Origin of the sequence: Solwaraspora sp. WMMA2080 (assembly GCF_027497395.1) — a bacterium.
Taxonomy (GTDB): domain Bacteria; phylum Actinomycetota; class Actinomycetes; order Mycobacteriales; family Micromonosporaceae; genus Micromonospora_E.
Genome location: NZ_CP114910.1, coordinates 514,628 through 533,337 on the forward strand (window position 1 = coordinate 514,628; position 18,710 = coordinate 533,337).

Consider the following 18,710-nt stretch of genomic DNA (forward strand, 5'->3'; position numbering starts at 1 on the left):
TCGAGCCGATGAGCACCATAGCCATCCCCCGGGACACACCGGCGCCGGGCGGTCCGTCCGCTCTGGACGTCGCGGCCGTCCGGGCCGACTTTCCGATCCTCGGTCGGGAAGTCAACGGGCATCCGCTGGTCTATCTGGACAGCGCCAACACCTCGCACAAGCCGCGCCAGGTGCTCGACGCGCTGACCGACTTCTACCAGTCGCACAACGCCAACGTCGCCCGCTCGGTGCACACCCTCGGCACCGAGTCCACCGAGGCGTACGAGGGCGCCCGGGCCAAGCTGGCCGCGTTCGTCAACGCGGGCAGCCCGGACGAGGTGGTCTTCACCAAGAACTCCACCGAAGCGATCAACCTGGTCGCGTACGCGTTCTCCAACGCCTCGACGGGCGCCGCGACCGGGGCCGACCCCCGGTTCCGGCTCGGCCCAGGTGACGAGGTGGTGATCTCCGAGATGGAGCACCACTCGAACATCGTGCCGTGGCAGCTGCTCTGCGAACGCACCGGTGCCACACTGCGCTGGTTCGGGCTGACCGAGGACGGTCGGCTGGACGAGTCGCAGCTGGACGAGTTGGTCACCGAGCGGACCAAACTGGTCTCCCTGGTGCACATGTCGAACATCCTCGGCACGGTCAACGACCTCACCGCGATCACCCGGCGGGTCCGCGAGGTTGGTGCGCTGCTGCTGCTGGACTGCTCGCAGTCGGTGCCGCACCGTCCGGTCGACGTCGTCGCGCTGGATGCCGACTTCATCGTCTTCACCGGGCACAAGATGTGCGGACCGACCGGGATCGGGGTGCTGTGGGGCCGCGCCGCGCTGCTCGCCGCGATGCCGCCGGTGCTCGGCGGCGGCTCGATGATCGAGACGGTGGCGATGAGCGGGTCCACGTTTGCCGCCCCGCCGGCCCGGTTCGAGGCCGGCACCCCGCCGATCGCCCAGGCGGTCGGCCTCGGTGCCGCCGTCGACTACCTCGCCGGGCTGGGCATGCCGGCGGTCGCCGCGCACGAGCAGCGGATCACCGGGTACGCCCTGGAGGCGCTGGCCACCGTGCCGGGGCTGCGGATCGTCGGCCCGCCCGGACCAGACGGGCGGGGTGGCACGGTCTCGTTCGCGGTGGACGGGATCCACCCGCACGACGTGGGTCAGATCCTGGACGCCCAGGGGGTGCAGGTACGGGTCGGCCACCACTGCGCCCGGCCGGTCTGCGTGCGCTACGGCGTCCCGGCGACCACCCGGGCCTCGTTCTACCTCTACACCACGACCGGCGAGGTCGACGCGCTGGTGCATGGTCTGGAGAAGGCGCGGAAGGTCTTCGGCTGATGGAGCTCGACCAGCTGTACCAGGAGATCATCCTGGACCACTACAAGCGTCCGCAGGGGCGTGGTCTACGCGAGCCGTACGCGGCGGAGGCGCATCACGTCAACCCGACCTGCGGCGACGAGATCACCGTACGGGTGAGTCTGGGTGCGGACACCCGGCTCGGGGTGTCGCACGACGGTCAGGGTTGTTCGATCAGCCAGGCGTCGGCGAGCGTGCTGTACGAGTTGGTCGACGGTCGGCCGGTGGACGAGGCGTTCGCGGTGCACGGTGCCTTCGTCGCGCTGGTGTCCGGCCGCGGCGAGGTCGAGCCGGACGAGGATGTGCTGGGTGACGGGGTGGCGTTCGCCGGTGTGGCGCGCTATCCGGCCCGGGTGAAGTGTGCGTTGCTGCCGTGGATGGCCTTCAAGGACGCCGCGGCACGCGCCGGTGTGGGCGCGAGCCCGGAGGTGAAGCAGTGAGTGCCGAAGAGACCATGACCGGGGCGACACAGGCGACGGAGCCCACCGACGGCGGTACGGCCGCCGCAGCGACCGTCGGCCAGCCGGCGATCGCCGACATCGAGGAGGCGATGAAGGACGTCGTCGACCCGGAGCTGGGCATCAATGTGGTCGATCTCGGCCTGGTGTACGGCGTACACGTCGACGATGACAACGTGGCCACCCTGGACATGACGTTGACCAGCGCGGCCTGCCCGCTGACCGACGTGATCGAGGAGCAGGCCCGTACCGCGTTGACCACTGGACCCGGTGGCGGACTGGTGTCCGACATCCGGATCAACTGGGTGTGGATGCCGCCGTGGGGGCCCGACAAGATCACTGACGAGGGCCGGGACCAGTTGCGGGCGCTCGGCTTCAACGTCTGACGGCACCCGCGCCGCCGCCGGCCGTCCAGTCCGGCCGGCGGCGCTCGGCGGGTCAGTGCACCAGACTGACCAGGGCCCGTTTGAGGAAACCGTCGTGCCGGTCGTCGACCCAGCTGACCGCGCTGATCGGGCGCCCCTGCCGGCGGGCCTCGTCGCAGTAGTCCAGCACGTCGGTGGCCGGCTGGTAGTCGGTCACCGCGAGCGCCGCGTTGGCGCGCATGCGGTACGCCGCGTCCTCGGCGTCGCGTACCGCCACCCGTCCGTCGTCGTCACGGCGGGCGGCCACGGTGATCTGCCAGCCGAAGATCTGGACCAGCACGATTCCGGGTGGGGCGTTCGCCGGGATGCTCACCTCGGCATTGGCCCGGGCGAGCGCCTCGGCCACCTCCCGTTGGTAGGTACCGGCCCAGGCCGCATGCGCCTGTTGCGGACGCATCACCGACAGCAGGTCGGTCTGCCGGTCCGCAGGCATCGCGGTGAGCAGGGCAGCGACGGTGGGTTGCGGCAGCCGGTCGGCGACCGCGTGCACCTGCTCGGCCGGAAGCCGATTGAGCATGGCCACCGCCTCGGCGGTCGGCATGGCTCGGGCCAGGTCGGCCAGCTGATCGGTGCTGAGCAGACCGATCAACCGGGACCGCAGATCGTCGCCGGCGGCCGGTAGCAGCCGGACCAGGTCGGTGGTCGTCAGCTCGGCAACTGCCACCGGGATGCGGTCGGCCGGCATGGCTGCCAGCAGCCCGACAGCCTGTCGCGGCGAAGTGCTGCGGACCATCGCGATCAGCTGGGTCATGGGCATCATCCCACCGGGCAGCATGAGTGTCGTCTCCAGGGAGTCAAGTGATCGTTACGCGCGCCTGATGTGCCTAACATCCCTGGTCGGCGTGGTGCATCACCCCGTCGGCGGACAAGTTCCCCGATTCGGTCAGGCCGGTCCACCGGGCCGGCGGTGCGCCGCATACCGCTTGGCCAGCCGGCGTCCCGCGACACCGTCGTGGATGGATCACCGGATGCCGTCGTACTCACCCACCACCGTCGACGATCTTGGCTCCGGTAACCGGCTGGGTGGCGGTGCCGGCCGCCGGTAGTATGGGGCCGTGCTGCTCTGCGAAGGCTGAACCGCCCCACGCCGACGGACAGGACGTCCGGTCGGCGTTTTGTCGTGTCCGCGAGTCAGCTTCCGATCTCAGGAGTGAGCTACCAATGATCACCGCTACCGGCCTGGAACTGCGTGCGGGCTCGCGGATCCTGCTGTCCGACACCACCCTGCGGGTGCAGCCCGGCGACCGCATCGGCCTGGTCGGCCGCAACGGTGCCGGCAAGACCACCACCCTCAAGGTGCTGGCCGGCGAGGGCCTGCCGTACACCGGACAGATCGACCGGCGCAGCGCGGTCGGATATCTTCCGCAGGATCCGCGTACCGGCGACCTGAACGTGACCGCTCGCGACCGGGTGCTGTCGGCCCGCGGCCTGGACCGGCTGATGTCCCAGATGAACGAAGTCGAGCAGCAGTTGGCGCAGGGCGGCACCGACGAGCGCCTGGTCCGTCGCTACGGCACGCTGGAGGACCAGTTCGCCTCCCTCGGCGGGTACGCCGCCGAGGCGGAGGCAGCCAGGATCTGCGCCAACCTGGGTCTGCCGGACCGGGTGCTGGGCCAGCCGATCGGGACGCTCTCCGGCGGTCAGCGCCGCCGTATCGAGCTGGCCAGGATCCTGTTCCGGGACGCGGCCGAGAACGGCGGCGGCATCCTGCTGCTCGACGAGCCGACCAACCACCTGGACGCCGACTCGATCACCTGGCTGCGTGGCTTCCTCGCCGGGCACAAGGGCGGGCTGGTGGTGATCAGCCACGACGTGGACCTGCTGGACGCGGTGGTCAACAAGGTCTGGTTCCTCGACGCCACCCGCTCGGTGGTGGACGTCTACAACGTCGGCTGGGCGGCGTACCAGCAGCAGCGGGAGACCGACGAGCGGCGCCGCCGCCGGGAACGAGCGAACGCCGAGAAGAAGGCCGGTGCGCTGCTCGCCCAGGCCGACAAGATGCGGGCCAAGGCCACCAAGACGGTGGCTGCGCAGAACATGGCCCGGCGAGCGGAGAAACTGCTCGCCGGTCTGGAGGACGAGCGGGTTGCCGACAAGGTGGCCAAGGTCCGGTTCCCCAGCCCGGCCCCGTGCGGCAAGACGCCGTTGACGGCGGCAGGGCTGTCGAAGTCGTACGGATCGTTGGAGATCTTCTCCGGGGTCGACGTGGCGGTCGACCGTGGCTCCCGGGTGGCGATCCTCGGGCTGAACGGTGCCGGCAAGACGACGTTGCTGCGGATTCTCGGTGGCCTGGTCGAGCCGGATTCCGGTGCGGTGCGGCCCGGGCACGGGCTGCGGATCGGCTACTACGCGCAGGAGCACGAGACCCTGGACGTCGAGCGTTCGGTGCTCGACCACATGCGCAGTGCGGCGATCGACCAGGCGGATACCGACCTGCGAAAGATTCTCGGTGCGTTCCTGTTCAGCGGTGAGGACGTGAACAAGCCGGCCGGGGTGCTCTCCGGTGGGGAGAAGACCCGGCTCGCGTTGGCCACGCTGGTCTGTTCGGGGGCGAACGTATTGCTGCTCGACGAGCCGACCAACAACCTGGATCCGGTCAGTCGTGAACAGGTTCTCGATGCCATCGCCCGGTATCCCGGCGCCATCGTCCTGGTGACCCATGATCCGGGTGCGGTGCTGGCTCTCAAACCAGACCGGGCGATTCTCCTGCCCGACGGTGATGAGGACGCGTGGAGCGACGACCTGCTCGAACTCGTGGAACTTGCATGAGGGCGCGGTCCGTCCGGCAGCCCGGCCCGGGGCGATGCTTCATCGGTGAACGTCATTATCGGATAGCGTGAATTGTATGAACAAGGCGCACCGGGTGGGGCTGACGAAGGGCTGCCGGCATGCCGGTGGGATTCCTCGGTGGCGCCGTATCGGGTAACTGACAGGGCTGTGCGTGTCGGTTGGCGAACAGTTGATATCTGGCGCATGATCGTTGGAGACGGTCTAATAGGTGGGACCGCATCGAACCGCACAGTCTGGGACGTGAGGAATCAGCATGGCAGCCACCGGCACAGCCGCCACCACCGAGAAGGGTCGCCGGATCGTCGGAGCCGAGCGTCAGACCCTGGCCAAGGACCTGGTCAAGCGGTACACATCCGGCGAGAGCATCCGCGCCCTTGCGGCCTCCACCGGCCGCTCGTACGGGTTCGTCCACCGGGTGCTCACCGAGTCCGGCGTGCAACTGCGCCAGCGTGGCGGCGCTCGGCGTCGCAAGAAGGGGTGACGATCCAGTTGCGCCCCGTACCCCGCTGTCACGGTCAAGGCCCTCGTTGACCGTGTCCGGTGGCGTACGACTCGACTACGACGGGCCGGTCGCGACGGTGACGTTGGACCGGCCCGACGTGCTCAACGCTCAAACCCCGCAGATGTGGCGGGCGCTGCGCGGCATCGGCCGGGAGCTGCGCGGCGACGTCCGCGTCGTGGTGGTCCGCGGCGCCGGTCGGGCCTTCTCCGCAGGCCTCGACCGGGGCGCGATCCAGGCACTGCTCGACCCCAGCGCTGCGGGTGGCACCGATGCGGATCTCGCCGCGACCGACCATCCGCGAGCCGACTCTCCCGATACCGGTCCGCCCGGTGACGATCCGACCCCGTCGCCGTTGGCCGCCCTGTCGCCGGACGAGTGCGCCGCCCGGATCGCCGAGTACCAGGAGGCCTTCACCTGGCTGGCCCGCCCCGACGTGATCAGCGTCGCCGCCGTGCACGGGCCGGCCGTCGGCGCCGGATTCCAGCTTGCCCTCGGCTGCGACCTGCGCGTCCTGGCCGACGACGCCCGGCTGCGGATGGCCGAGGTGACCCTCGGCCTGGTGCCGGACCTCGGCGGCACCCGGCGACTGGTCGACCTGGTCGGCTACGCCCGCGCCCTGGAGATCTGCGTCACCGGTCGCTGGCTCGACGCGGCCGAGGCCGATCGGCTCGGGCTGGCCAACCTGGTGGTGCCCGCGACGGAGCTGGCCCCGGCCGTCGCCGACCTGGTCGCGGCCGTGCTGGCCGGGCCCCGCGACGCGGTCGTCGAGATCAAGGCCCTGCTCACCGGAGCCACCGACCGCACCCCCGCCGCCCAGCTGCGCGCCGAGCGGGAGGCGCAGACCCGACGGATCCGGGACCTGACCGGCGCCGGCGAGTAGCCGCCGGGTCGGGCAGTAAGGCCTCAACGGGAAGACACCAGTTACCTGAGCTGTTGTCGTAGGCGTCCGGGACACTGGTACCCGCGACGGTGGCGAGACGAAGGTGGCGGGTGCCGATGGCTGGATCCGGTGGGATGGGTGGCATGGGGGCCGGCTGGGGCATGCTGCGCTCGATGCGCGACGGCGACCAGCTGAGTTCCCACCGGGTCAGCCGGGGCACCACCCGGCGGATCGTCGCCTTCGCCCGCCCGTACCGGCGGGACATCAGCGTCTTCCTGGTCACCGTCGTGCTGGCGGCAGGCATCGGGGTCGCCACCCCGGTCCTCGCCGGCGACGTGGTGAACGCGATCACCGCCGGTCGCGCTGACGCCGGCGCGACCGTGGTCCGGCTGGCCCTGCTGATCGCCGGTCTCGCCGTGGTGGACGCGCTGCTCTCCCTGGCCCAACGCTGGTACGCCGCCCGGATCGGTGAGGGCATCATCCTGGACCTGCGGACCCGGGTCTTCGACCACGTGCAGCGGATGCCGTTGCAGTTCTTCACCCGGACCCAGACCGGTGCGCTGGTCAGCCGGCTCAACAACGACGTGATCGGCGCCCAGCGGGCCTTCACCTCGACGCTGTCCGGTGTGGTCAGCAATGTCATCCAGCTGGTGCTCACCGCCGCGGTGATGTTCACCCTGTCCTGGCAGATCACCGCGCTGTCCCTGGTGCTGCTGCCGATCTTCATCGTGCCGGCCCGCCGGGTCGGCAAGCGGCTCGCGGAGATCACCCGGGAGTCGTACGACCTCGACGCCAAGATGAACGCCACGATGACCGAGCGGTTCGGGGTCGCCGGCGCGCTACTGGTCAAGCTCTTCGGCCAGCCCGAGGTCGAGGCACGCCGGTTCGCCGAGCGGGCCGACCGGGTCCGGGAGATCGGCATCCAGTCGGCGATGTACTCGCGTACCTTCTTCGTGGCGATGCTGCTGGTCGCCTCGCTCGCCCAGGCGCTCACCTACGGACTCGGCGGCTGGCTGGCGGTCACCGGCGCGGTCAGCGCCGGCACCGTGGTGACCCTGGCCCTGCTGCTCACCCGCCTCTACGGGCCGCTGACCGCGTTGAGCAACGTGCGGGTCGACGTGATGAGCGCGTTGGTCTCCTTCGACCGGGTGTTCGAGGTGCTCGACCTCGCCCCGTCGATCGCCGAGCGCCCGGACGCCGTCGTCGTGCCGCCCGGCTCGAGCCGACTGGAGTTCCGCGACGTCCGGTTCCGGTACCCCAGCGCCGCCGAGATCTCGCTGGCCTCGCTGGAGGACGTCGCGACGCTCGACCGGACCGTCTCCGAGCCGGTGCTGCGCGGGGTGTCGTTCACCGTGGAGCCGGGGCAGCTGGTCGCCCTGGTCGGCCCGTCCGGCGCCGGCAAGAGCACCACCGCGATGCTGGTCTCCCGGGTGTACGACGTGACCGACGGCGAGATCCGGGTGGGCGGGGTGGATGTGCGCGACGCGACACTCGACTCGCTGCGCGACACCATCGGGGTGGTCACCCAGGACTCCCACCTGTTCCACGAGACGATCGCGGAGAACCTGCGGTACGCCCGCCCGGACGCCACCGACGACGAGATGTGGGCGGCGCTGCGCGGCGCACAGGTCGAGGAGCTGGTCCGGGCCCTGCCGGACGGGCTGGACACGGTGGTCGGGGAGCGCGGCTACCGCTTCTCCGGTGGTGAGAAACAGCGGATCGCCATCGCCCGGCTGCTGCTCAAGGCGCCGTCGATCGTCATCCTCGACGAGGCCACCGCCCACCTCGACTCGGAGTCCGAGGCGGCGGTGCAGCGCGCTCTGTCGGTCGCGCTGACCGGCCGTACCGCACTGGTCATCGCGCACCGGCTGTCGACGGTGCGCGACGCGGACCAGATCCTCGTCCTCGACGAGGGCCGGATCGTCGAGCGCGGCCGGCACACCGAGCTGATCGCCGCCGGCGGGCTGTACGCCGAGCTGTACCGCACCCAGTTCGCAGTGGCCGACTCGCCGACCCCGTACCTCGACGACACCGGGCTGGATCCAGTGACGGCCGGGTCGGGTCGCGCCTTTCCGACTGAACAGGACCTGCCCCCGCCGCCCGGCGGTGCCGCCGGATAGCGGCCCGCCGTCGACTAGGCTGGGCCGGTGGAGTTGGAGGCTGAGGTTGCGGCGGCACTGCGCGAGTTCGCGCAGCGGCTGGCCCCGCTCGATCCGGCACCGGTCCGGTCGGCTGGCGTGGCGGTTCGCGTCGGCGACGCCGACCCTGTCGTACTGACCGAGTCGGTGGCTGCGGCGCTCTGCGCCGCCCTGCGGTCGTACCACGATCCCCGCGACCGGGGCCGGTGCGCCCAGTGCGGGGGGCCACGTCTCGACGAAGGTCTTCAGTGTCTCGACTGCGGACAACCGGCCGGCCTGTTCGGTCAGCTGATCCGCGAGCGGATGGCCCGCCACCAGTAACACCTATCGTGGCGGTTCGGCCGCCACCGCCTGCCGCAGCCGGTCGAACTCGGCGACGAGCCGGTCGAGCTGGTAGTGGGCATTGAGCCCGCTCGGGTTGGGCAGCACCCAGAGCCTCGCGCCGCCGAGGTCCTCGGGTCGGGGTCCGACGAGCGCCCGTCGCTGGTCGAACGCCAGCCGGTACGCGGTCACCCCGACCACGGCGATCCACCGGGGTCGGTACGCGGCGGCCAACCGGACGAGCCGCGCGCCTCCGGCGACCAGCTCCGGCGGCGAGAGTTCGTCGGCCCGCGCCGTCGCCCTGGCGACCAGGTTCGTCACGCCCAGCCCGAACCCGGGCAGCAGATGGTCCTCGCTGGGGTCGAGCCGTCGGGGCGTGAAGCCGGACCGGTGCAGTGTCGGCCAGAACCGGTTGCCCGGGCGGGCGAAGTGGTGGCCGACGGCAGCGGAGTACAGGCTCGGATTGATCCCACAGAACAACACGTCGAGGTCGGGTCCGACGACGTCGGGCAGGGTACGGCCGACAGCGTCGGCCAGGAGCTGCGCCATCGTGACCCGGTCGGTGGACACGCCGGGAAGCCGTTCAGGGACAGGGCAGCGCGCCGCCGTCGACGGGCAGCGTGATGCCGGTCAGATAGCTCGCCGCCGGGGACAGGACGAACGCCGCCACCCGGCCGAACTCCGCCGGCTCGCCCAGCCGGCCGAGCGGAATGTCGGCCTCGGCCTCGGCCCGGGCCTGCTGCGGATCGTCGGTCGCGGCGAACAGTTCCACGTTGCGATCGGTCATGATCCGGCCGGGCAGCAGACTGACTACCCGGATGCCCCGGCCGGCGTAGCCGTCGGCGAGCTCCTTGGCGACCGCTGCGAGCCCGGGCCGCAGGCCGTTGGAGATGCCCAGTCCGGGCAGCGGCATCCGGGCCGACGTCGACAGCACCACGGCGACCGCCCCGCCGGCGGGTAGCGCGTCGGCGACGGTCCGTACCGCCCGTACCGTGCCGACGAATACCGTGTCGAACGCCGCCCGCCACTGTTCGTCGCTGACCGCGTGGCTGGGACCGGGTTTCGGCCCGCCGACCGAGATCAACGCCCCGTCGAGCCGGCCGAAGTGCTCATGGGCCGTCGCGACCAGGTGTGCCGCGCAGCCCGGCTCGCCCAGGTCGGCGCTGACCGCGATCGCGTGCTGCGGGCCGCCGAGACGTTGCGCCGCCGCCGTCACTCTGGCGGTGTCCCGGGCGGCGAGTACCACCCGCGCCCCGTCGGCGACCAGACAGGCGGCGGTGGCGTAGCCGAGTCCACGGGACGCGCCGGTGAGCACGTACACCCGGTTTTCGAGGCCCAGATCCATGGCCCGATCCTGCCGCATGCCGCGACGCCGCCGGTTGTGACCCCGCCGGTTGTGACCCCGCCGGCCGACGGCCCGGCGGATCATCCGGGACGGCTACCGGCGGCGGCCGCCGAACGTCCGTACCTGACCGCCGACCTGGACCGCCCACCCGCCGGGCAGCCGGCGTACCGCCGGAAGTCGGCGTCGGCGGGGAACCGACGACCCGTCGTAGCGCCAGCCGACCTCCCGGCCGGCCAGCTCCGCCATGGCCAGGCCCGGCAGACGGTTGTCGGCGGCAAGCGCCCGGGCGAAGTCCCAGCCGTCACGCAGCCCGCCCGCCGGTCGTCGGCCGGTTGCCCAGCGGACGAACGCGGCCGGCCAGGCGTCACCCAGCGAGGCGGCCAGCAGCGGCCAGTGCCGGGCCACCTCGCCGGCCCGCTTGCGGGTCAACGCGGTACGGGCGACCGCCAGCCGGTGCGGGTCGAATCCGGGTGGCGGATCGGTGCCGTCGACGAGGGATGCGACCAGCGCACGCTGGGCGGCGGCGAGCTCCGCCTGCCGAGCGGCGGCGAGCTCCGCCCGTCGGGGGGCGGCGCGCTCGGCTCGGGGGTCGGAGCCGACGCCGGACGACACCCGCCCGGTCACGTGATCCGGCCCAGCCCGGCAGCCGCCGCGATGGAGTCCAACTCGGCGCGCAGCACCTCGCCCGGCGGATAGTGCCCGTCCCGCTCCAGCAGCACCGCTGGTGGCCGCCGCCGGGCGCACAGCTCGGCGAGCAGCTGCAGCACCCCGGCCGGGACCGGGTCGGTGTGCGTGTCGTGGTAGATCCCGTCCCGGTCGGCGGCACCGCCGGCGACGTGCACGTACGCGATGCGTTCCAGCGGCAGCCGGTCGAGCAGGGCGACCGGGTCGTCGCCCCGGTTGCGGGCGTTGGCGTAGACGTTCGCGACGTCCAACAGCAGCAGTGCACCGGAGCGTTCGATGATCTCACTGACGAAGTCGGCCTCGTCGAGCTCGTCGTCGGGCCAGTCGAACACCGCAGCGATCGGTTCGAGCGCGACCGGCACCGGCAGTTCGGCGGACACCCGCCGGACGTTGCCGACGACCGTGTCGACCGCCGCCCAGGTGCGGGGCAGCGGCAGCAGATGCCCGGCCTCGACCCCGCCGGCCCGGACGAAGGCGATGTGTTCGCTGACCAGGGGCGCGTCCAGCAGCTCGGCGACGCCCGCGAGCCGGTCGGCCCGGTCCGGCTCGACCGGCTCGGCACTGCCAAGGGACAGCCGTACGCCGTGTGGCACGACGGTCACCCCCCGCTCACGGAGCCGGCGAAGCCCGTCGTCCAGTGGCCGGCCGGGGTCGACGGACTCGGCGATCACCTCGCAGAAGCGCAATCCGGGCAATCCATCGACGAAGCCGGAGATCTCCGGCCGCCAGCCGAGGCCGACCCCGAGGCCACCGTCGGGGTTGGGCGGCCAGACGGCGGCGGACATCGGGCTCATCCGCCGCAGCCGCCGCCGCAACCACCGCCGCAGCCGCCACCTCCGTCACCGCCGCCCCCGCCGCTGTCACCGCCCCAACCGGAGGGCCCGGTGCCGGCGCTCACCCGCTGGATCTCCGCGGTCCCCGCGAACGCCGGGTCCATGGCCCACAAGGACGCCGCTCCGAAAACGCCGACCCCCATCGCAGCGCCGGCGACACCGTACGTCGCGGGGGCCGGCCGCAGGGTCGGCGAGAGGTGACGGTACTGGCTGCGCAGTTTGGTGAGGAGGCGATTCGCGGCCCGGGTGCGGCGCGGCACCGAGAAGAACAGCACCAGTGCCACCGGTACGGTGACCGCGAGCATCAGCACCAGGTAGCCGACCGGCCGGTTGTTCGCGGCGCCGGCGAACACCCGCAGCACACCGACGGCGGCGAGGATCCCGACCGTGCCGGCGAGCAGCCGGGCGGTACGGCGTTGGCCGTCACCGATGGCCAGGCCGGCGGCGACCAGCCCGTCGCGCATCCGGTGCAGCGCGTCGACGACCCACTGGTCGGTCTGCAGGTCGCGGACCCGTACCTGGCGCTGCGCGGCGTGGTGGACCGCCTGGTCGAGCTGCCCGGCACCGGCCGGCAGCGGACCGGCGGCCCGCAACGTGCCGCGGCTGCCGACGTCGACGCTGCCTGCCGAGCGCAACGCCGCCAGGCTGGCGTACACAGCCAACCGGCCCCCGCCGTTGAGGTACGCGACCTCGGCGCCGCCGAGTGATCCGGTGCGGCCGTCGTGCCCGGAGAGCGCGATCCGCCGGTAGCCGAGGTTGGCGACGAGGAGCACCAGCGCGGTCAGTCCGAAGACGACGAGGAAGGTGGGGCCGGGGATGCCCCAAGTGTCACCGGGCGTCATAGGGTCTCCTGGTCGCTGGGCGGGCGTCGGGTCACCGACGCTCCCGCGCTGACGGTGGTCCCTATTGTGGGACAGCCGTGCCACCGGTCAGCGTGGCGGAGGTCGACGTACCGCCTCCTCGACGATGTCGAGGACGGCGCCGAGGTCGCTGCCCGGCCGCCCCATTGCCAGCTGCAGCACCAGCCCGTCGTAGGCCAGTTCCAGGAACCGCGCCAGGACGTCGATCGGTACGTCGTCGCGCAGCACGCCGGCATCGCGTTGGCGGCCGAGCCGCTCCCGGGTCGCCTCGGCGATCGCGGCGGACCGGGCGGCCCAGCGCCGGGCGAAGTCCGGGTCGGTACGCAGCCGCCGGGACACCTCGAGCTGGCTGCCCAGCCAGCCGGCGGTGTCCGGGGAGTCTGCCCGGGTGAGCAGGTCGCGCATCACCTGGACCAGGCCGTTGCGGGCCACCGTCTCGACCATCGCGGCCGCGTCGTCCTCGGCGACCGCCAGGAACAGTGAGTCCTTGTCCCGGAAGTGGTGGAAGATCGCTCCCCGGGACAGCCCGGTGGCCTCCTCCAGCCGGCGGACGGTGGCACCTTCGTACCCGTGCCGGGCGAAGCAGACCCGGGCGGCGGCGAGGATCTCCTGGCGGCGTGCGTCGAGCTGGATCTGGCTCACCCGGGGCATGATGTGATCGTGTCAGGTGGGCAGACCGGTAGCAAGCCGTACGTACGGCTTGCTACCGGTACTCGTTTACATTCTGGGACTGTTCCCCGCCATACGGTGTCGCGTAAGGTGCGCCCGTGCCACTCCTGCTCCTGGATCTGGACAACACCCTGCTCGACCGGGCCGGGGCGTTTCGCGTGTGGGGTCAGGAATTCCTGGACTCGGTCGGTGCCCCACGAGACGACATCGACTGGCTGGTCTCCGTCGATGCCGACGGGCTGACCGACCGGTGGGATCTGGCCGACGCGCTCCGGGAGCGGTATCGACTCCGGTCGTCGTCGGTCGACCTGGTCGAGGAGCTGCACGACGGCGTCGTGCGGCACACCCGGCTGGATCCGCTGGTGGCCTGTTCGTTGGCGATCGCACGGGACGCCGGCTGGGTGCCGGTGATAGTCACCAACGGGACGGCCCGCCAGCAGGAGGCGAAAATCCGCCGGACCGGCCTGGACCGGTACGTGGCCGACTGGGTGATCTCGGAGGCCGCCGGGGTCAGCAAACCCAACCCGAGGATCTTCGCACTGGCCGCGCAGAGCGTGCGGATGCGGCTACGCGGCGCCTGGATGGTGGGTGACAGCCCGGAGGCCGACATCGGCGGAGCCGCCGCGGCCGGACTGCCCAGCGTCTGGTTGCACCGGGGCCGCAACTGGCTGGACGAGCGGTACGCGCCGACCCGGGAAGCGTCCGGTGTGATCCCGGCCGTGGCCGCGGTGCTGGCCGGCTGACCTGCGGTTCTCCTCGCCGCAGCCACTACTGCAGGTAACTCTCCACCTCGCCGGTGGGCCGTGGCTGGACGGCGTCCGGGTCGCCGCCGCCGTCCCGGGCGGCCCGGCGGCGACGCAGCAGGTCCCAGCACTGGTCGAGCGCCTCTTCCAGCGCGCCCAGTCGGGCGTGTTCCTCGTCTGCGGAGAGCTGCCCGGCGGCGAACCTGCCACGCAGCTCGTGCTCCTCGTCGACCAGTTCCTGGATTCGGGCCAGCAAGGTCCTGTCGTCCATGGTCCGAGCTTGGCACAACACGGCGGTGGGTGGTGACCGGACCGGGTCACCACCCACCGCCGCCGTTCATCCGTGACCGGATCAGCTGGCCAGCATCTTGCGCAGCACGAACTGCAGGATGCCGCCGTGCCGGTAGTAGTCGGCCTCGCCCGGGGTGTCGATCCGGACCACGGCCTCGAACTCGACACCCGTGTCGGTGCGCACGGTCACCGTACGCGGAGTGGTGCCGTCGTTGAGCGTGGTCACCCCGACGATGTCGATCGTCTCGGTGCCGGTGAGCCCGAGGGAGGCGGCGTCCTGCCCGGCCGGGTACTGCAGCGGCAGCACCCCCATGCCGATCAGGTTGGAGCGGTGGATCCGCTCGTACGACTCGGCGATGACGGCCCGTACGCCGAGCAGCATGGTGCCCTTGGCCGCCCAGTCCCGTGACGAACCGGAGCCGTACTCCTTGCCGGCCAGCACCACCAGCGGCACGCCGGCCTGCGCGTACGCCACCGACGCGTCGTAGATGCTGGTCTGCTCACCGGTCAGGTGGTTGACGGTGAACCCGCCCTCGACGCCCGGCACCAGCTGGTTGCGCAGCCGGATGTTGGCGAAGGTGCCCCGGATCATCACCTCGTGGTTGCCGCGCCGGGACCCGTACGAGTTGAACTCGTGCCGGGGGACACCGTGCTCGCTGAGGTAGCGCCCGGCGGGGGAGTCGGGCTTGATCGCACCGGCCGGCGAGATGTGGTCGGTGGTCACCGAGTCGCCGAGCCTGGCCAGCACCCGGGCACCGGCGATGTCGGTCACCGGCCGAGGTGTCGGTGCCATGCCCTCGAAGTACGGGGGCTTGCGCACGTAGGTCGACTCGTCGGCCCAGGTGAAGGTGTCGCCGGTAGGGGTGGGCAGCGACTGCCACTGCTCGTCGCCGGCGAACACGTCGGCGTACGCGGCGCCGAACCCGGCGGCGCCGATGGCGCTGGCCCGCACCTGCTCGATCTCGGCGTTGCTGGGCCAGATGTCGCGCAGGAACACCGGCTGGCCGTCGGATCCGGTGCCGAGCGGCTCGTTGGCCAGGTCGATGTCCATCGTGCCGGCGAGGGAGTAGGCGACGACCAGCGGTGGCGAGGCCAGGTAGTTCATCTTGACGTCCGGGTTGATCCGGCCCTCAAAGTTGCGGTTGCCGGACAACACCGACACCACGGTCAGGTCGTGTTCGTTGACCGCGGCGGAGATCTCCTCGGGCAGCGGGCCGGAGTTGCCGATGCAGGTGGTGCAGCCGTAGCCGACCAGGTGGAAGCCGAGCTTCTCCAGGTACGGGGTGAGGCCGGCCCGCTCGTAGTAGTCCATGACGACCTTGGAACCCGGTGCCAGGGTGGTCTTCACCCACGGCTTGCGGGCCAGCCCCCGGTCGACGGCGTTGCGGGCCAGTAGCGCGGCACCGAGCATCACCTGCGGGTTGGAGGTGTTGGTGCAGGAGGTGATCGCCGCGATCACCACGGCCCCGTGGTCCAGCTCGAACCGGGCGCCGTCGGCACCGGTCACCTGCACCGGCTTGCTGGCCCGTCCGCCGGCGCCGACCGAGGCACTGATCAGCTCGTGCGGTTTGTCGGCCGGGTCGTCGGCGCCGTCGGCGGCCGGCGGGTCGCTGGCCGGGAAGGATTCGACGCTGGCCTCGTCGGCGGGGCCGGCCACGGACGGGGTGTGGTCGTCGGCGACGTAGTCGGTCAGCGCCGAGCGGAACATGGTCTTGGCGCTGCCCAGCGGCACCCGGTCCTGCGGGCGTTTCGGTCCGGCCAGCGACGGCTCGATGGTCGACAGGTCGAGCTCGAGCCGCTCCGAGTAGTACGGTTCGGCGGCCGGGTCGTGCCACAGGCCCTGTTCCTTGGCGTACGCCTCGACCAGCGCTACCTGCGCGTCGTCGCGGCCGGTGAGCCGCAGGTAGTTGATGGTCTCCGCGTCGATCGGGAAGATCGCGACGGTGGAGCCGTACTCGGGCGACATGTTGCCGATGGTGGCCCGGTTGGCCAGCGGTACGGCGCCGACACCGGGTCCGTAGAACTCGACGAACTTGCCGACAACGCCGTGCTGGCGCAGCATCTCGGTGATGGTGAGCACCAGGTCGGTGGCGGTGGTGCCGGCGGGTGCCTCGCCGGACAGCTTGAACCCGACGACCCGGGGGATCAGCATGCTGACCGGCTGGCCGAGCATGGCGGCCTCGGCCTCGATGCCGCCGACGCCCCAGCCCACGACGCCCAGCCCGTTGACCATCGTGGTGTGCGAGTCGGTGCCGACGACGGTGTCCGGGTAGGCCTGCCCGTTGCGTTCCATGATCGTCCGCGCCAGATACTCGATGTTGACCTGGTGCACGATGCCGGTGCCGGGCGGGACGACCTTGAACTCGTTGAACGCGGTCTGCCCCCAGCGCAGGAACTGGTAGCGCTCCTTGTTGCGGCCGTACTCCAGTTCGACGTTGCGGGCGAAGGCGTCCTCGCGGCCGAACAGGTCGGCGATGACCGAGTGGTCGATGACCAGTTCGGCCGGCGCGAGCGGGTTGACCTTGGTCGGGTCGCCGCCGAGCTCGCGGACGGCCTCCCGCATGGTGGCCAGGTCGACCACGCACGGCACGCCGGTGAAGTCCTGCATGAGGACCCGGGCCGGGGTGAACTGGATCTCGACGCTCGGCTCGGCGGTCGGGTCCCAGGAGCCGAGTGCCCGGATCTGCCCGGCGGTGACGTTGGCCCCGTCCTCGGTGCGGAGCAGGTTCTCCAGCAGGATCTTCAGGCTGTACGGCAGGTGTTCGTGACCCGCCACTGTGTTGATCTTGAAAATCTCGTAGCTCGCGTCGGCGACGCGCAGCTGGCTCTTCGCACCGAAGGTGTCGAGGCTCGCCACGTCGGACTCCTTACCGCTGTGTCCCTGGTCGTCCTGGCAGTCTTTCGTACGGATTACCGCGGCGTCGGGGTGAGGTAACACTTACCCGGAGCGCGGCTCGCAACAAAACCGTACGTCCGTCTTGCTATTGTCGCAACCCGGTGTCGGCTTCCGGGACGGGTTTGTCGAGCGGTCGCACCGGGCACCGCGGTCTCGTGGACACCTCGACCGACCTCGACACCCTCGCCGGCTTCTTTGACCGGTACGGCGCGGCGATCACCGCCGGCGATGTGCCCGGTATCGCGGACTGCTTCGCGTCGCCGGCGATGGTCGTCGCCGATGCCTACAGCTTCGCGTTCTCCTCGCCGGCGGCGGTGGCGCTGTCCTTCGTCGGCGCCGCGCCCGATTACGCCCAACGGCGGATCGTCGCGTCGCACGCCCGCTTCCACCAGGTTCGGCAGGTGAGCATTGCGTTGGTGGCGGTCGAGGTGGAGTGGGAGTACCTCGACGCCGACGGGCGGTCGGTGCCCGGTCAGCGATTCCACTACCTGTTGCGGCTTCGTCGCGACGCGGTGCGTATCTGTACTGTTACCCCACTCCACTAACTAGTCAGTAACTGGGCCTTTTGCGTTGCGGGTCGAAATCGCTACTCTTCCGCGGGACGTCGGCGCATAAAGGGGGCCATCGTGGACGGCAGACACTCCGCGCGCACCGCCTGGACCCCCTCCACCGTGATCGCCCTGGCACCGTGGGTGGTCGTCCTGAGTGGAGTCGCTGTCATGGTGGTCATCCTTCTGGTGGCCGCCGGCTGTGTACCCGTGCAGACCCGGGCCATCGGTGAGTCACAGCCGACCGTGCGGCCGGAGCCCGAGCCGCGGGTCGCGGTGAGCCCACCGGCGGTGAACACCGGCGGCCAGCTGGTCGCCACAGCCCCACCGCCGTCCGGCGAGGCGGTCCTGCGGCCAGCTCCCTCGTCCTCTCCGGTTCCCTCCTGGCCGGCCTCCTCCTCGCTGCTGCCGTCCACCTCGGCCACCTTGCCGTCGTTGCCGTCCACTCCGTCCTACGATCCACCGCGTGTCACCACGCCCGCCGCGCCCAGCGCCTCGGCGCCGGCGGCCGCTCCCGACGTGATCGGCCGCTACCGGGTGCTCCAGCAGTTCGGCGACGGGTTCATTGCCGAGGTGCTGGTAATGAACACCTCGCGGTACGACCGTGCCTGGACCGTGACCATCAGTTTCCCGGACAACGTCAGCCGGATGCACACCGCGTGGGTCGAAGGTGCGCCCCAGGCGACCATGCGCCGGTCCGGCCGGGAGTACGTCTTCACCGGTTCGGTGCCGGTCGGGGCTCGTTCGTCGGTACCGCTGCGGTTCCACTTCGAACGCCACGGTCACGGCACCACCCCGCAGCGGTGCCTGGCCAACGGCGCGCCCTGCGACCTGGACTGACCACGCCTGCAAGTTATTGCAGAATCTTGCAGCAAGGGTAGGCGTGCGCTCATCGTCAACGGAAGGCTGTCGATGGAAGCCGCACCCGTCCGCACCCGTGCGTTTCGCTTGGCGCCGTATGCTCTCGCCGCCGTCCTCGCTGTCACCTTG

At 71.3% G+C, this 18,710-nt stretch carries 20 protein-coding genes; 11 read left to right on the forward strand and 9 right to left on the reverse strand.

The genetic code is table 11. The features are described 5' to 3' along the window. The first annotated feature begins 8 nt into the window (after positions 1–8). Genes O7543_RS02325 through O7543_RS02335 form a run of 3 tightly spaced genes read left to right on the forward strand, consistent with a single transcriptional unit; the run spans position 9 to position 2,181 of the window. Positions 9–1,319 carry a cysteine desulfurase gene (locus tag O7543_RS02325; RefSeq protein WP_281550394.1) on the forward strand — a complete coding sequence of 437 codons (1,311 nt, stop codon included), beginning with the start codon at positions 9–11 and terminating at the stop codon, positions 1,317–1,319. Further along, positions 1,319–1,777: a Fe-S cluster assembly sulfur transfer protein SufU gene (gene sufU, locus O7543_RS02330; RefSeq protein ID WP_281550393.1), complete on the forward strand. Its 459-nt coding sequence runs from the start codon at positions 1,319–1,321 to the stop codon at positions 1,775–1,777. The genes O7543_RS02325 and sufU overlap by 1 nt, the downstream gene beginning before the upstream one ends. A gap of 14 nt (positions 1,778–1,791) precedes the next feature. Next, a complete protein-coding gene (locus O7543_RS02335; protein WP_281555613.1) occupies positions 1,792–2,181 on the forward strand; it encodes a metal-sulfur cluster assembly factor in 390 nt (129 codons plus the stop codon). Positions 2,182–2,233: 52 nt separating this feature from the next. Here the strand turns inward: O7543_RS02335 and O7543_RS02340 are convergent, their stop codons facing one another. Beyond that, on the reverse strand, positions 2,234–2,971 hold the full coding sequence (locus O7543_RS02340; RefSeq protein WP_281550392.1) for a hypothetical protein: 738 nt from the start codon (positions 2,969–2,971) through the stop codon (positions 2,234–2,236). Positions 2,972–3,381: 410 nt separating this feature from the next. Between O7543_RS02340 and O7543_RS02345 the strand changes: the two genes are divergently transcribed. The 5 genes from O7543_RS02345 to O7543_RS02365 all read left to right on the forward strand — a co-directional run bounded on the left by O7543_RS02345 (position 3,382) and on the right by O7543_RS02365 (position 8,851). After that, complete coding sequence (locus O7543_RS02345; protein WP_281550391.1) at positions 3,382–4,989, forward strand: ABC-F family ATP-binding cassette domain-containing protein; 1,608 nt, start codon at positions 3,382–3,384, stop codon at positions 4,987–4,989. Positions 4,990–5,263: 274 nt separating this feature from the next. Then, positions 5,264–5,491 carry a helix-turn-helix domain-containing protein gene (locus O7543_RS02350; RefSeq protein WP_123602399.1) on the forward strand — a complete coding sequence of 76 codons (228 nt, stop codon included), beginning with the start codon at positions 5,264–5,266 and terminating at the stop codon, positions 5,489–5,491. A 46-nt stretch (positions 5,492–5,537) separates the two neighbouring features. Further along, entirely contained in the window at positions 5,538–6,392 is an 855-nt protein-coding gene (locus O7543_RS02355; RefSeq protein WP_281550390.1) for an enoyl-CoA hydratase/isomerase family protein, read from the forward strand. Positions 6,393–6,508: 116 nt separating this feature from the next. Further along, entirely contained in the window at positions 6,509–8,512 is a 2,004-nt protein-coding gene (locus tag O7543_RS02360; protein WP_281550389.1) for an ABC transporter ATP-binding protein, read from the forward strand. A gap of 27 nt (positions 8,513–8,539) precedes the next feature. Then, a complete protein-coding gene (locus tag O7543_RS02365; protein ID WP_281550388.1) occupies positions 8,540–8,851 on the forward strand; it encodes a hypothetical protein in 312 nt (103 codons plus the stop codon). A 3-nt stretch (positions 8,852–8,854) separates the two neighbouring features. Here O7543_RS02365 and mug read toward each other — a convergent pair whose 3' ends face one another. From mug to O7543_RS02395, 6 genes are all read right to left on the reverse strand, one after another. Beyond that, positions 8,855–9,400 (reverse strand): G/U mismatch-specific DNA glycosylase, encoded by a 546-nt coding sequence (mug, locus tag O7543_RS02370; RefSeq protein WP_281550387.1) that lies wholly within the window; start codon positions 9,398–9,400, stop codon positions 8,855–8,857. Between the two features lie 34 nt (positions 9,401–9,434). Next, positions 9,435–10,196, reverse strand: coding sequence for an SDR family oxidoreductase (locus O7543_RS02375; protein ID WP_281550386.1), 762 nt, complete (start codon positions 10,194–10,196; stop codon positions 9,435–9,437). 93 nt (positions 10,197–10,289) lie between these two features. Next, a complete protein-coding gene (locus O7543_RS02380; RefSeq protein WP_348650113.1) occupies positions 10,290–10,703 on the reverse strand; it encodes a hypothetical protein in 414 nt (137 codons plus the stop codon). A 113-nt stretch (positions 10,704–10,816) separates the two neighbouring features. Beyond that, on the reverse strand, positions 10,817–11,665 hold the full coding sequence (locus tag O7543_RS02385) for a DUF692 domain-containing protein (protein WP_281550384.1): 849 nt from the start codon (positions 11,663–11,665) through the stop codon (positions 10,817–10,819). Between the two features lie 5 nt (positions 11,666–11,670). Then, on the reverse strand, positions 11,671–12,555 hold the full coding sequence (locus tag O7543_RS02390) for a TIGR04222 domain-containing membrane protein (RefSeq protein ID WP_281550383.1): 885 nt from the start codon (positions 12,553–12,555) through the stop codon (positions 11,671–11,673). Positions 12,556–12,642: 87 nt separating this feature from the next. Continuing rightward, positions 12,643–13,224: a TetR/AcrR family transcriptional regulator gene (locus tag O7543_RS02395; protein ID WP_281550382.1), complete on the reverse strand. Its 582-nt coding sequence runs from the start codon at positions 13,222–13,224 to the stop codon at positions 12,643–12,645. A 116-nt stretch (positions 13,225–13,340) separates the two neighbouring features. On the opposite strand from O7543_RS02395, the gene O7543_RS02400 reads away from it, so the two are divergent. Further along, positions 13,341–13,985 carry an HAD family hydrolase gene (locus O7543_RS02400; protein ID WP_281550381.1) on the forward strand — a complete coding sequence of 215 codons (645 nt, stop codon included), beginning with the start codon at positions 13,341–13,343 and terminating at the stop codon, positions 13,983–13,985. Positions 13,986–14,010: 25 nt separating this feature from the next. On the opposite strand, the gene O7543_RS02405 is transcribed toward O7543_RS02400, so the two are convergent. Together O7543_RS02405 and O7543_RS02410 are read right to left on the reverse strand one after the other, a co-directional pair. Beyond that, a complete protein-coding gene (locus O7543_RS02405) occupies positions 14,011–14,256 on the reverse strand; it encodes a DUF2630 family protein (protein ID WP_281550380.1) in 246 nt (81 codons plus the stop codon). Positions 14,257–14,337: 81 nt separating this feature from the next. After that, complete coding sequence (locus tag O7543_RS02410) at positions 14,338–17,133, reverse strand: aconitate hydratase (protein ID WP_281567318.1); 2,796 nt, start codon at positions 17,131–17,133, stop codon at positions 14,338–14,340. 194 nt (positions 17,134–17,327) lie between these two features. On the opposite strand from O7543_RS02410, the gene O7543_RS02415 reads away from it, so the two are divergent. Together O7543_RS02415 and O7543_RS02420 are read left to right on the forward strand one after the other, a co-directional pair. Beyond that, positions 17,328–17,717 carry a hypothetical protein gene (locus tag O7543_RS02415; protein WP_281555392.1) on the forward strand — a complete coding sequence of 130 codons (390 nt, stop codon included), beginning with the start codon at positions 17,328–17,330 and terminating at the stop codon, positions 17,715–17,717. Between the two features lie 174 nt (positions 17,718–17,891). Beyond that, on the forward strand, positions 17,892–18,560 hold the full coding sequence (locus tag O7543_RS02420) for a cellulose binding domain-containing protein (RefSeq protein ID WP_281555391.1): 669 nt from the start codon (positions 17,892–17,894) through the stop codon (positions 18,558–18,560). Positions 18,561–18,710 lie beyond the last annotated feature (150 nt).

Excerpts from the sequence above, each read along its gene's own strand:
- O7543_RS02325 (WP_281550394.1), top strand. The coding sequence starts at position 9 with ATGAGCACCATAGCCATCCCCCGGGACACACCGGCGCCGGGCGGTCCG.
- sufU (WP_281550393.1), top strand. The coding sequence starts at position 1,319 with ATGGAGCTCGACCAGCTGTACCAGGAGATCATCCTGGACCACTACAAG.
- O7543_RS02335 (WP_281555613.1), top strand. The coding sequence starts at position 1,792 with ATGACCGGGGCGACACAGGCGACGGAGCCCACCGACGGCGGTACGGCC.
- O7543_RS02340 (WP_281550392.1), bottom strand. The coding sequence starts at position 2,971 with ATGACCCAGCTGATCGCGATGGTCCGCAGCACTTCGCCGCGACAGGCT.
- O7543_RS02345 (WP_281550391.1), top strand. The coding sequence starts at position 3,382 with ATGATCACCGCTACCGGCCTGGAACTGCGTGCGGGCTCGCGGATCCTG.
- O7543_RS02350 (WP_123602399.1), top strand. The coding sequence starts at position 5,264 with ATGGCAGCCACCGGCACAGCCGCCACCACCGAGAAGGGTCGCCGGATC.
- O7543_RS02360 (WP_281550389.1), top strand. The coding sequence starts at position 6,509 with ATGGCTGGATCCGGTGGGATGGGTGGCATGGGGGCCGGCTGGGGCATG.
- mug (WP_281550387.1), bottom strand. The coding sequence starts at position 9,400 with ATGGCGCAGCTCCTGGCCGACGCTGTCGGCCGTACCCTGCCCGACGTC.
- O7543_RS02375 (WP_281550386.1), bottom strand. The coding sequence starts at position 10,196 with ATGGATCTGGGCCTCGAAAACCGGGTGTACGTGCTCACCGGCGCGTCC.
- O7543_RS02385 (WP_281550384.1), bottom strand. The coding sequence starts at position 11,665 with ATGTCCGCCGCCGTCTGGCCGCCCAACCCCGACGGTGGCCTCGGGGTC.
- O7543_RS02390 (WP_281550383.1), bottom strand. The coding sequence starts at position 12,555 with ATGACGCCCGGTGACACTTGGGGCATCCCCGGCCCCACCTTCCTCGTC.
- O7543_RS02395 (WP_281550382.1), bottom strand. The coding sequence starts at position 13,224 with ATGCCCCGGGTGAGCCAGATCCAGCTCGACGCACGCCGCCAGGAGATC.
- O7543_RS02405 (WP_281550380.1), bottom strand. The coding sequence starts at position 14,256 with ATGGACGACAGGACCTTGCTGGCCCGAATCCAGGAACTGGTCGACGAG.
- O7543_RS02420 (WP_281555391.1), top strand. The coding sequence starts at position 17,892 with ATGGTGGTCATCCTTCTGGTGGCCGCCGGCTGTGTACCCGTGCAGACC.